This is a genomic window from Bordetella sp. BOR01, assembly GCF_019218885.1.
Classification (GTDB): Bacteria; Pseudomonadota; Gammaproteobacteria; order Burkholderiales; family Burkholderiaceae_B; genus Bordetella_A.
This window is the reverse complement of sequence record NZ_JAHUWT010000003.1, coordinates 203827-215394: the sequence shown is the minus strand read 5'-3', so window position 1 is coordinate 215394 and position 11568 is coordinate 203827. Positions and strand designations below refer to the sequence as shown.

Here is an 11568-nt window from a genome sequence, read left to right as displayed (position 1 = left end):
TGTGCATTACTGGGCCTGGATGCCCAACTGCTTGATCAGCGGCTTCCAGCGCTGCAGCTCGTCGTCCATATAGGCGCGGAATTCGGCCGGGGTGTCGCCCACCGGGTCCATGTACTGCGCCTGCAGCCGCTGCTGCACCGCCGGGTCGTGGATGGCCTGGATCAGCGCATCGGACAGCTTCTTCCGGATATCGGCGGGTACCTGGGACGATACGACAAAGCCGATCCAGGCAGAACCCTCGATGCCCGGCACGCCCACCTCGGCCAGCGTGGGGATATCGGGCAACAGGGCCGACCGCTTCGACGAGGTCACCGCCAGGGCTTTCAGGCGGCCGTCTTTCACCATGGGCATGACGGCAATGGGCGGCAGCGCCGCGAACTGGGTGTCGCCGGCGATCACCGAGCTCAACGCCGCCGGCGACGAGGGGTAGGGCACGTGCACCGCCTTGGCGCCGATGCGCTGCAGCATGAGCTCGACCGACAAATGCGAGACCGTGCCGGCGCCGGGCGACGGAAAATTGTATTGGTCGGGGTGCTGCTTCAACGCATCGAGCAGTTCCCCGATGCTGGAAATGCCCGACTTGGACGGCACGACCAGCACGTTGGGCTGGTGCACGCCCAGTGTCAGCGCGGCCAGGTCCTTGAAGGGATCGTAAGGCAGCTTGTCGAACAGCACCGTGTTGTTCACCAGCGGGCCGGTGATCGACACGCCGAAGGTGTAGCCGTCGGGCTTGGCGTTGGCGATGGCATGGGTGCCGATATTGCCGCTGGCGCCAGGCTTGTTCTCGACCACGACGGGTTGCCCCAGGATCGTGCCGGCCCGCTCGCCGACGATGCGCGCCACCTGGTCCGGGCTGGACCCGGGGCCGAATGGCACCACCAGTTTCAACGGTTGCGCCGGCCAGTCGGCGGCCTGCGCCGCGGCCAGCGGCATCAGGATCAGGACGGCGCAGAGCAGCCGGTGGCGCCAGCGGCTGGCGGTGTAGTCATGCATGGGGTTCTCCTGGGGATGTCATTTTTTTGAAGTAGTGCTGCTCGTTGGCGATAAAGGCCGCCACCATGGCGCGGTAGGTTGCCTCGACCACTTCTTCCAGGTTCTCGAAACCCTGGTCATGCCGGCGCGCCAGTTCGCGCGCCCGCGCATAGACTTCGGCCTGGCGTGCCGGCGCACTGACCTGGAACGCATCGCGCTTGAAGCGCGCGGCGTCCTTCACATACATGGCGCGCTCGGCAATCAACCGCACGATCTCGTCGTCGAGGCGGTCGATGTGCGCGCGCACCTCGCCCAGGTTGGCGCACAGCGGGCGATAGGACGGGTCCTGGTATTGGCGCAAAGGGCCGGCCTGGGTGTCGGGTTCTACGGGCATGGTCTGTCTCTGTCTGGTAATGGCCTGAGGCCGGCGCAAGGGCTCAGTTGGGCTGTATCCCCGCCTCGGTGGCGACTTTCTTCCACAGCGCAATCTCGTCGGTGACTTGTGCGGCCAACGCGTCCGGCGCGCTGCTGGTGGGAGTGATCGACAGCGCGGCGATGCGCTGCTTGACTTCGGGCGCGGTGATGGCTTGCTGCACGGCTTGCTGCAGCGTGGCAATGACCTCGCGCGGTGTATTCGCCGGCGCGAACAGGCCGCTCCAGAGCTGCACGTCCAGGTCCAGGCCCAGTTCGCGCATGGTGGGCACATCGGGCAGGTATGGCATGCGCTCGGCCGATGTGACGGCCAGCGCGCGCACGCGACCACCATTGACGGCCGCCAGGCCCGGCCCCGAGTCCACCAGCGTCATGGCGGTGTCCCCGCGGGCGACGGCCGTGATCGAATCGGCGCTGCCCTTGTAGGGAACATAGACAAAGTTGCTATTGGTCTTGTTCTTGAACAGTTCAGTGATCAGCTGGAATGAGGCTGCGCTGGCGCTGTAATTGGCGGCCTCTGGATGAGCCTTGCTGTATTCGATCAGGCCGGGCACGGTGGCCGTGGCGGGATTCGAGGCCTGGGTCAGCAAGAGCAGCGGAAAGGTGCCCACCAGCGAGATGGGCGTCAGATCCTTGTCCGGCGAGTACGGCAGGCTCTTGTACAGGGAAGGATTGAACGAAATGGGGCCGCTGGCGCCCATCAGCAGCGTATAGCCGTCCGCGGGAGCCTTGGCGACATAGGTGGCGCCGATAATCGAGGCAACCCCCGGCTTGTTCTCGACAATGATCGACTGCTTCAGGATGCTGGACATCTTGTCGGCCACGATGCGTGCCAGGATGTCATTGGCGCCACCGGCCGAGTACCCCACGATGATGGTGATAGGGCGGGATGGGTAGGGTTGGGCGGCCTGCGCAACCGGCGCGGCCGCGATGCCAGCCAGCACCAGTGCCAGTGCAAGGCACAGCCGGCATGCCAGTAAAGAGGTTCTGAACACAATATGTCTCCTTAAGTCGAACGGCTCGCTGGCCGTTTCTGTTGAAGCCGCTTCTGTTGAAGGGCTGCTACTACGCGTGTCTTGCGTCTTGCTCGGACAACTGAGCGGCTCGTGCCAGTTCGACTCCCTTGACCAGGCGGTAGACCGTACGGCAGATGGGCACGTCCAGGCCCAGGCGCTCGCCTTCGCGCACGATGAAGCCGGTCAGTTCGTCGATCTCGGTGGCGGCGCCGCGCTCGATATCCAATGCCATCGAGCCGGCATGCCGCGTGACGGGCCGGGTGCCCGCGCGGGTCTGCTTGACCAGCTCCATCGGATCGAATGCCAGCCGCCCGCCAAGGGCTTGCACCACCTGTATGCACTCCTGCGCCATGTCGTCGATCAGGGCGCGGATCTCGGGCGAGCCGTAGCGCGCCGCGTTCACGCCCAATACCAGTGCGCCTATCGGGTTCATTACGCTGTTGAAAATGAACTTCGACCAGACGGCATCCATCGGGTCTTCCAGCGTGCGCGCGGGCAAGCCGCTGGCCGACAGTGCGTCGGCCAGCCAGGCACAGTCGGCCAGTGTGCCGTGCACGGGGCCCAGCCAGGTGATGTTGCCTCGGATGAGGTGCAGGATGCGTCCCGGCTCGAGATAGCGGCCGGCATCAAGGCAGACGCCGCGCGCCACGCAGGCCTGCTCTCCGCCGATCAACTGTTCGCTGTTGCCCATGCCGTTCTGCAGTGTCACCCGCAATGGCGTGGCCGCCAGCACGTCGCGCAGGTCATGCACCGCATGCGCCGTCTGCCCCGACTTGGTCATGAAGATCACGGCCTCGAACGCCTCCGTGTCCAGCGCGGCCGCGCTGGACACGGCGCGGGGATGCGCAACAAAGGCCGCCTCGCCCTCGATGCGCAGGCCCGTGGCGCGGATCGCCTCGATATGCGTTGCATTGATGTCCAGTACCGTCACCTCGGCCACGCGGCACAAGTGGGCGGCAACGATCCCCCCCATGGCGCCGCAGCCCACGACCAGGATGCGCGGCAGCGGGGTGTTCATCGGCATGTCGCGGCCCTCAGAGCTGGCTGACTTTGACATTGAGCACGGCGGCACGGCCCGCATCGAGCGCTTGCAGGCAGCGCGCGATGGCGGCAGGCAGTTCGTCGGGGTCTTGCACATATTCGCCATGGCCGCCGAATGCTTGCGCAATCTGTTCGAATCCGCGCTTTTCGCCCGCCAGGCGGGCCTGGAATTCGTTGGCGGCGGCAGCATCGCCATCCGGATAGACGCGCAGCACGGCTTCTTTCACCGCTTGCCACCCGCCGTTGTCGAGCACCACAGTCAGGATGGGCAGCCGGTAGTTCTGTGCAACGGCATAGACCGAGGCAGGCGTAGAGAAATGAAAACCCCCGTCGCCGACGAATTGCACGACGCGCACATCGGGGCGCGCCAGTTTCACGCCCAGCGCGATTCCGCCGCTGTAGCCCAGCCCGCCGCCCGAGCAGCCAAGCAATGTCAGAGGCTGTGTACGTGGAATCTGGCCCAGCACGGCCGGCGAATTGCGGATTGCCTCGTTGATCACGATGTCATGCGGGGCGATGGCAGCCCCCACTGCCGCGCAGACGTACTGGGGCGAGATGCCGCCGGGCGCGCCGCGCTCTTGCGCCGCGCGGGCCAGGCGCGCCCGCCGCTCGGCATTGGCGGGTTCCCAGCCAGCGACCCGTGCGGCCGCGCCTTGATCGAAATCCGGCGTGGCCAGGCGTTCGACCGCTTCCAATATTTGTTCCAGCGCCCGGCCGCAATCGGCCTGCAGGCGCGTGTGGGTGGCGAATCCCCACATGGGGAAATCACGCTTGAGGGGATCTACGTCGATGTGCGTCCAGCGCGTGCCGGGGTGTGCCTGCGTGAACTGCGGCAGCCATGGCACATCGACATCGAGCAGCAGGCCCACATCGGCGTCGGCCAGCCCGGGTTTGGGATCGAAGCCGCCGAAGCAGGGCGACTCGCGCGAGATATTCATGTGCGTGGGCATGAATTCGTACACCCGGATGCCGCAGCGTCGAGCCAGCGCCTCGAGCGCAGCCACCGCCTTGGCCTTGCGCCCCAGATAGGCCGTGACGACTACGGGCTGGCGCGCGGCAATCAACTGGCGGGCGATGGATTCGGCGGCCTGCGGGTCGATGCCACCCAGGGCAACCGAGCCGTAGCTGGCTTGCGGGAACTCCTGGATCTGTGCGGCCGGCCAGGTCTCGGCCAGGGTTTCGCGCGGCAGCGTCATGTACACGGGGCCGGGCGGATCGCTTTGCATGACGGTGTGGGCGCGGCGCAGGGCCTCTTTGGCCACGACACCCGATGGCAGCGAATATTCCCATTTCACATAGGGCCGCACCAGGCTGCCGATATCGAACGGATCCTGTACGAAATGGACATAGTTGTCGCGCGACCCCGGCAGTTCGCCACGCAGTGTGTAGGGTGCCTTGCCGGCCATCAGCATGACGGGCAGCCGGCTGCGGAACATATTGTGCAGGCCCATGGCGGCATTGGCCGTGCCCGCGTCCACGTGCACCATCACCGCCTGGCCCTGGCCGGTCATGGCGGCATATCCCGCCGCCATGTGGATGGCCACATTCTCGTGCGGGCACAGCACGACCTGCGCAGTGGCGCGGCCTTCCTGCTTCCAGCGCGCCATTTCCTCGATCAGGGATACATGGTCGGTACCCAAGTTGGAAAAAATGTAGTCGACTTCGATGTCGTTCAGCCCTTCCAGGAAATAGTGCGCGGTGCTGTGTGCCGCAGTGGCGGGATCCTGCTTGTTCATGTTGTCTCCAGAGTCGCGTGCGGCCCCGCGCCGTGAGGCTGGCACAGGCCCGCAGGTGAACGGGGCGGCCTTCAGGCTCGCGTTTCCCAGTAGAAGTGTTTGGTTTCCAGGAAATCATTCAGGCCTTCCTGGCCATGCAGCCGCCCATAGCCGCTGTCGGCATGGCCGCCTGTTTCGGCTTCGGCGAACAGCTTGTTGTGCGTATTGGCCCAGACCGTGCCGAAGCGCATGCGGGCGGCCACGCGGCGGATGCGCAGGGCGTCGCCAGACCACACACTGGAGGCCAGGCTGTAGCGCGTGGCGTTGGCCCGGTGCAGGGCCTGCTCTTCGGTGTCGAAGCGCTCCATCACCAGCAGCGGACCAAACAGCTCGCGTTGTATATAGTCAGACTGCAGGTCTTCGATAGCGACCAGGCTGGGCGAGAGGAACGCGCCGCGGGCCAGGTCGCCGCCCGGGATGCGTCCCTGCACCAGCACCCGGCCGATTGACCCGGCTTGTTCCATCAGGCCGGCGATGCGATCGCGATTCGCGACATCGATCAGGCTGCCCATCTGCGCCTGCGGATCATCCCCGCGGCCTACCCGCACGGCGCGGTAAGCCGCGGCCAGCCGATCGGCGAACGCATCGTAGATGCTGCCTTGCACCAACACGCGGCTGATGGCCGTGCATTGCTGGCCGGCCAGGATCAGGCTGCCCGAAACAATACCGGCTACCGCGCGGTCCAGGTCGATGTCATCGAATACCAGGGCTGGCGCCTTGCCGCCGAGTTCGAGCGACAGCCGCTTCAACGTCCCGGCCGCCGTTGCCGCAATGCGCTTGCCCACCGCGGTCGAGCCGGTGAAGCTGATCACATCGACGTCGGGAGACGCACACAATTGCTGCGAGACCGCCGAACCGGCCTCGATCACCGAATTGACGGCGCCCGCCGGCACGCGCTCGTCGGTCGTCAGGCATTGCAGTGCCAGATTGTGGGCCAGCGCGGTCTGGAAGGCGGGCTTGATGACCGCCGTGCAGCCGGCGGCCAGGGCCGGCGCGAGCGACCGGACCAATAGCGTGATCGGGGCGTTCCAGGGCAGGATGATGACAGCGACGCCGGCCGCTTCGCGTTCCAGCGAGGCATAGCAGCCCGGTTCTACCTCCAGGACGCGTCCGGCCAGGTTGCGCGCCAGCCCGGCGTAGTAGCGCAGTTCCGACACGCCTGCCGCGATCTCGCCCAAGGCTTCGCGGCGCAGCTTGCCATTCAGGATGACCAGCCAGTCGGCAATTTCGTCGGTATGGGCGGCCAACTGGTCGGCAAACCGCAGCAGCACGTCGGATCGCAACCGCGGCGAGCGTCGCCAGTCGGTCTGGTCGAAGGCGCGGCGGGCCGCGGCAATGGCGGCATCGGCGTCGGCGGGGCTGCCTGCCGCGAATCTGGCGGCAGGTTCGCCGGTGGCGGGGTTGATCGATTCGCCGTGCGCGGCGCCCGCGCCCAGGTCCACCCAATGGCCGTCTATGTAATGTTGAGCTGTGCGCATGATGCGGTTTTTCCTAGGGGTTGCTGTCGGGTTGGGCGCCCGGGGCCGCCTGCCGGAAAGCCGGCTGTTCGGCACAATGCGCATACACACGCAAGGCCAGCGGATAGGCCGCCAGGTCGCAGCCCATGCGTTGTGCGTTGGCGATCTGCGGCGCCAGGCAGCAGTCGGCCAGTGTGGGAGCCGCGCCGAAGCAGTACGGGCCCGTGCCATGGCGCGCCAGCAAGGCCTCGACCGTGGCCATGCCTTCGTTGATCCAATGGCGGTACCAGGTGTTCTTCTGCTCGTCCGATGCGCCCAGCACGTCCTGCAGGTAGCGCAGGATGCGCAGGTTGTTCACCGGATGCATGTCGCAGGCGATCGCGTACGACAGTTCCAGCACGCGTGCGCGCGCCACCGTATCGGCGGGAATCAGGCGCGGCTCGGGGTGCATGGCATCCAGGTAATCGATGATGGCCAGCGACTGCCCCAGCGCGATCCGGCCGTCGTCCAGCAGCGGCACATTGGCCGACGGGTTGCGCGCCACGTAGTCCGCGGCGCGGTGTTCCAGTTTCCGGATATTGACCGGCACGTAGTCGTACGGCAGGCCCTTGAGCCCCAGCGCGATGCGCACGCGGTACGAGGTCGAGCTATTGAAGAAGCTGTGCAGTTGCATGAATGTCTACTGGCGGTGGCGGATGGAATCGGGGCGTTCAGTCGGCGCTGATGCCGGTGCGCGTGATGATGTCGTCCCAGCGTTTGGCGTCTTTGGCGACCAGCGCGCCGAACTCGGCGGGGGTGGACGTGGCCGGCACCATGCCCTGGGCGTCGAAGGCGCGGGCGGTGGCCGGGTCTTGCAGGATGACGTTGATGGCCTGGTTCATGCGTTGCACGATCGCCTCCGGGGTGCCGGTGGGGGCGAATACGCCGTACCACATGTCCACGTCGGCGCCTTGCAGGCCGGCTTCGGTCAGCGTGGGCACATCGGGCAATTGCGGCAGCCGCTTGGGGCTGCCGGTGGCGATGACTTTCAGCTTGCCCGCCCGCACCTGGGGCAGCGCCACGTGCACGGGCAGGAACATATAGTCCAGGCGCCCGCCCAGCATGTCGGTCACGGCGCCCGCAGTGCCCTTGTAGGGCACGTGCAGCATGCGGGCCTGGGTACGGTCCAGGAACAGCGCCATAGACAGGTGGTGCGGCGTGCCCACGCCGGGCGTGCCGTAAGTCAGCTTGCCGGGCGCGGCCTGGGCGGCCTTGGTCACGTCGGCCACGGTGTTGGCGGGATTCGACGGGTGGGTGACCAGCAGCAGCGAACCCCACGAGGTCTGGCCGATGGGCGCCAGGTCTTTCAACGGGTCGAAATGCAGCTTGCCCTTGTACAGGCTGCTGTTCATGACCAGCGTGTTCACGGTTACCAGGAAGGTATAGCCGTCGGGCTCGGCGCGCGCGGCTTTTTCGGTGCCGATGTTGCCGCTGGCGCCGGCCAGGTTCTCTACCACCACCGGCTGGCCCAGTGCCTGCGGCAGGTGCGCGGCCAGTTGGCGCGCGATCAGGTCGATGCCGGTGCCGGGCGTGAAAGGCACCACCAGGGTGATGGGGCGTTCGGGCCAGGCGGCGTGGCTGGCCGCCGCGGCCAATGACAGGGCCAGCGCGGCCGCGGCGCGGATCAGGGTCTTCATGCTTGTCTCTCCTTTTTGTATTTATGGGGCGGGCGCCTGCTACAGAAACGACGGCCGTGCTTTGAGGCCGGCCGGGTCGAATCCGGCGATCTGCTTGTAGCGGTTCGAGATGCCTTCCAGCTCTTCGCGGCTGATGACGTTTTCGATACGCTCGTACGGACGGTCGCCCGAGCGTTCGTACACTTCGCGCAAGATGGCATCGGGCGGATTGCTGCGGTTGGTCAGCACCACGCGCGTGGTGGCCTCGACCCGCACGCGGTCGTATTCCTGCAGGGCCGCGTTGCCCAGCCCCCGTTGCTTGAGCTGCCCCGCCAGGAAGCGCGCGTCGATCACCGCCTGGCCGGCGCCGTTCGAGCCGCGCGGCACCATGGGGTGGGCGGCATCGCCCAGCAGCGTCACGCGCCCGCGCGTCCAGGTGGGCAGCGGGTCCTGGTCCACCATGGGATATTCCAGTATCGACTCGGCGTTGCGGATCAGTGCCGCCACGTCCAGCCAGTCGAACTGCCAGTCGGCGAAGGCCGGATAAAAGTCTTCCAGCCGGCCGGCGCGCGTCCAGTCGCGCTGGGCAGGCACCGGCGATTCAATCTCGGCCACCCAGTTGACCAGTTGGTTGCCGTCCGCGTCGATGGTGTCGCGGATGGGGTAGATGACCATCTTGCCGCTGGCCAGCCAACCCGCGCGCACCATGCTGGCGCCGCTGAGGAAGGGCTTGTGGCGGGTGACGCCGCGCCACATGTTCACGCCCGAATAGCGCGGCGCGCCTTCGTCGGGATAGAACTGCTTGCGCAGGGCCGAGTGGATGCCGTCGCAGCCGACCGCGATGGCGCCGCGTACCGGTGCCAGCGTCTCGCCGGCGGCGTTGGCCAGGTGCACCGTGACATGGTCGGCATCCTGGTCCACGCGCACGCAGCGCCGGTCGGTGACCACGCTGTCGGCGCCCAGGCGCTCGCGCACGGCGGCCAGCAAGGCCATCTGCAAGTCGCCGCGATGAATCGAATATTGCGGCCAGTCGTAGCCGGCCGCCTTGCCGGCCGGTTCGCTGTAGATGAACTGGCCATGGCGGGTGAAGAAGATCGATTCGCGGGTGTGCACGCCCAGGGTGTCCAGTGCCGGCAGCAGCCCCAGTTCGTCCAGTTCGCGTGCGGCGTGCGGCAGCAGGTTGATGCCCACGCCCAGCGGCCGGATCTCGGTCACGGCTTCATAGACGCGGCAGCCTATGCCGGCCTGGTGCAGGCTCAGGGCCAATACCAGGCCGCCTACGCCGGCTCCGATGATGATGACTTCGGTATCGGGTTTCATATCGGCAGGCCCTTACACCACGCGCACGCGCAAGGGCTCCAATCCTTCGACGCCGCCTTCCATCAGGTCGCCTGTCTTGACCGGCCCCACGCCTTCGGGCGTGCCGGTGTAGATCAGGTCGCCCGGTTCCAGGCGGAAGTACTTGGACAGATAAGCAATGGTCTCGGCCACCGACCAGATCAGTTTCGACGTGTCGCTGCGCTGGCGGTCCTGGCCGTTGACCTGCAGCCAGATGCCGGCGCGCGACAGGTCGCCCGCCTCAGCCGCGCGATGTAGCGGCGCGATGGGCGCGCTGTGGTCGAAGGCCTTGCCCAGTTCCCAGGGCCGGCCGGCTTCGCGCATTTTCATCTGCAGGTCGCGGCGGGTCATGTCCAGGCCCACGGCATAGCCCCACACATGGTCCAGCGCCTGCTCGACGGCGATATTGGCGCCGCCCTTGCCGATGGCCGCCACCAATTCGATCTCGTAGTGATAGTTGGCGGTTTCGGGCGGATAGGGAATTTCCAGCGTGGCGCCGGCCTCGGCCGGCACGACCGCGTCGGCCGGCTTGCAGAAGAAGAAGGGCGGTTCGCGGTCGGGGTCGAAGCCCATTTCGCGGGCGTGTGCGGCATAGTTGCGGCCCACGCAGTAGACGCGGCGCACGGGGTAGCGGTCCGCGCTGCCTACGACGGGAATGCCGGCCGGCGCGGCGAGGGAAAAGACATAAGACATGAATGGAACCTTCGTGTATGACGGATGAACGTACGGTTCAGCCTTCGCGCGATTCGCGCAGCAGGCCCAGGGCGGCCTGTACCGGCCGGTCGGAATAACTGAACAGGGTGGCGTCTTCCAGCGCGCCCAGCTGCACGGGCTGCCACGACGGCGCCACGAAGACATCGCGCGGGCCGAAATCGAATTGCTGGTCGCCGATGCGCGCCGTGCCACGGCCCTCGACCACGCTGTACACGGTGGAATCGGTGCTGCGGTAGGTCTTGCCGTGAAAGCCCGCGGGCAGGAACTGCATGAATGTGGCCATGGTGGGCATGGGGTAGCCGCCGGTGGCCGGGTTCACATAGCGCAGTTTCACGCCGTCCCAGGCGTCCAGTTCGCCATGGCGGTACAACTGGTCCAGCGCTTCGCGGCTGCGTTCATACGGGTAGTTGAAGATCGGCGACGAGCCGCTGGCCGGCTGGTAGCGTACCGGCACCATGTTGTGGCCGAAGCGCGCGGTGCTGTCGCCTTCGGGGCGGCTGACCGGCTGCGTGGCGGCCGGATAGTTCTCGGCAAAGCCCGCGTCCAGGAAGCGCAGCAGCGGGATGTCCAGGCCGTCCAGCCAGATTACGGGTTCGCCGCCGTCGGCTGCTTCCAGGTTGCCATGGTCGTGCCAGGTCCAGGACGGGGTGATGATGAAGTCGCCTGGGCACATGGTGGTGCGTTCGCCGTTGACCGCGGTATAGGCGCCCCGGCCCTCGACGATGAAGCGCAGCGCCGACTGGCTATGGCGATGGCTGGGCGCGATTTCGCCCGGCAGGATCAGTTGCAGCCCGGCGTACAGGGTCTGGGTAATGCTGGCCTGGCCCGGCAGGCCGGGATTTTCCAGGATCAGCACACGGCGCACGGCTTCTTCGGCGCTGATCAGCGAGCCGGATTCCAGTACGTCGGTGCGTACGTCGTCGTATTTCCAGAGAGCGGGCACGCAGCGCGGCGCGGGCTGGCGAGGCACCAGGTTGTGCAGCGATTCCCACAGGGGGGCCAGGTGCTTCTTGGCGATGCGGGCGTAGTAAGCGGCGCGCGCGTCGGCGGAAATAGGGCCGTCGGGCATGATGGTCTCCGGTTCGGCAGGCCAGGCGGCCGGCCGGTATCGATGTTGTTTTGACCATTATGGATCCGCAGACATGCACAAAAAAATGAAATAATCTTA

Annotated in this window: 11 protein-coding genes; all 11 read right to left on the bottom strand. The window is 66.6% G+C overall.

Annotated features, from left to right (window positions below; translation table 11 throughout):
• Positions 1 to 6: 6 nt before the first annotated feature.
• Positions 7 to 993, bottom strand: a complete 987-nt coding sequence (locus tag KW845_RS15805) for a tripartite tricarboxylate transporter substrate binding protein (protein WP_218370258.1) — start codon at positions 991 to 993, stop codon at positions 7 to 9.
• Positions 986 to 1366, bottom strand: coding sequence for a chorismate mutase (locus tag KW845_RS15800; RefSeq protein WP_218370256.1), 381 nt, complete (start codon positions 1364 to 1366; stop codon positions 986 to 988). The genes KW845_RS15805 and KW845_RS15800 overlap by 8 nt, the downstream gene beginning before the upstream one ends.
• Positions 1367 to 1409: 43 nt before the next feature.
• The gene (locus KW845_RS15795; RefSeq protein ID WP_218370254.1) at positions 1410 to 2399 is read right to left on the bottom strand and encodes a tripartite tricarboxylate transporter substrate binding protein; all 990 of its coding nucleotides are present in this window, start codon (positions 2397 to 2399) and stop codon (positions 1410 to 1412) included.
• Between the two features lie 70 nt (positions 2400 to 2469).
• A complete protein-coding gene (locus KW845_RS15790; protein WP_218370252.1) occupies positions 2470 to 3444 on the bottom strand; it encodes a ketopantoate reductase family protein in 975 nt (324 codons plus the stop codon).
• Between the two features lie 10 nt (positions 3445 to 3454).
• Complete coding sequence (locus tag KW845_RS15785; RefSeq protein ID WP_218370250.1) at positions 3455 to 5197, bottom strand: thiamine pyrophosphate-requiring protein; 1743 nt, start codon at positions 5195 to 5197, stop codon at positions 3455 to 3457.
• 71 nt (positions 5198 to 5268) lie between these two features.
• Positions 5269 to 6714 carry an aldehyde dehydrogenase family protein gene (locus tag KW845_RS15780; protein ID WP_218370249.1) on the bottom strand — a complete coding sequence of 482 codons (1446 nt, stop codon included), beginning with the start codon at positions 6712 to 6714 and terminating at the stop codon, positions 5269 to 5271.
• 13 nt (positions 6715 to 6727) lie between these two features.
• Positions 6728 to 7366: a maleylacetoacetate isomerase gene (gene maiA, locus KW845_RS15775; protein WP_218370246.1), complete on the bottom strand. Its 639-nt coding sequence runs from the start codon at positions 7364 to 7366 to the stop codon at positions 6728 to 6730.
• Between the two features lie 37 nt (positions 7367 to 7403).
• On the bottom strand, positions 7404 to 8369 hold the full coding sequence (locus KW845_RS15770; RefSeq protein ID WP_218370245.1) for a tripartite tricarboxylate transporter substrate binding protein: 966 nt from the start codon (positions 8367 to 8369) through the stop codon (positions 7404 to 7406).
• A gap of 39 nt (positions 8370 to 8408) precedes the next feature.
• Positions 8409 to 9668, bottom strand: a complete 1260-nt coding sequence (locus tag KW845_RS15765; protein ID WP_218370243.1) for a flavin-dependent oxidoreductase — start codon at positions 9666 to 9668, stop codon at positions 8409 to 8411.
• Between the two features lie 12 nt (positions 9669 to 9680).
• A complete protein-coding gene (locus tag KW845_RS15760) occupies positions 9681 to 10379 on the bottom strand; it encodes a fumarylacetoacetate hydrolase family protein (protein ID WP_218370241.1) in 699 nt (232 codons plus the stop codon).
• Positions 10380 to 10416: 37 nt separating this feature from the next.
• Positions 10417 to 11469, bottom strand: a complete 1053-nt coding sequence (gene gtdA / locus KW845_RS15755; protein ID WP_218370240.1) for a gentisate 1,2-dioxygenase — start codon at positions 11467 to 11469, stop codon at positions 10417 to 10419.
• Between the last annotated feature and the right edge of the window lie 99 nt (positions 11470 to 11568).

Coding starts and splice junctions, on each gene's coding strand:
- KW845_RS15790 (WP_218370252.1), bottom strand. CDS start 3,444: ATGCCGATGAACACCCCGCTGCCGCGCATCCTGGTCGTGGGCTGCGGC.
- KW845_RS15780 (WP_218370249.1), bottom strand. CDS start 6,714: ATGCGCACAGCTCAACATTACATAGACGGCCATTGGGTGGACCTGGGC.
- KW845_RS15800 (WP_218370256.1), bottom strand. CDS start 1,366: ATGCCCGTAGAACCCGACACCCAGGCCGGCCCTTTGCGCCAATACCAG.
- KW845_RS15765 (WP_218370243.1), bottom strand. CDS start 9,668: ATGAAACCCGATACCGAAGTCATCATCATCGGAGCCGGCGTAGGCGGC.
- KW845_RS15785 (WP_218370250.1), bottom strand. CDS start 5,197: ATGAACAAGCAGGATCCCGCCACTGCGGCACACAGCACCGCGCACTAT.
- KW845_RS15770 (WP_218370245.1), bottom strand. CDS start 8,369: ATGAAGACCCTGATCCGCGCCGCGGCCGCGCTGGCCCTGTCATTGGCC.
- gtdA (WP_218370240.1), bottom strand. CDS start 11,469: ATGCCCGACGGCCCTATTTCCGCCGACGCGCGCGCCGCTTACTACGCC.
- KW845_RS15760 (WP_218370241.1), bottom strand. CDS start 10,379: ATGTCTTATGTCTTTTCCCTCGCCGCGCCGGCCGGCATTCCCGTCGTA.
- KW845_RS15805 (WP_218370258.1), bottom strand. CDS start 993: ATGCATGACTACACCGCCAGCCGCTGGCGCCACCGGCTGCTCTGCGCC.
- maiA (WP_218370246.1), bottom strand. CDS start 7,366: ATGCAACTGCACAGCTTCTTCAATAGCTCGACCTCGTACCGCGTGCGC.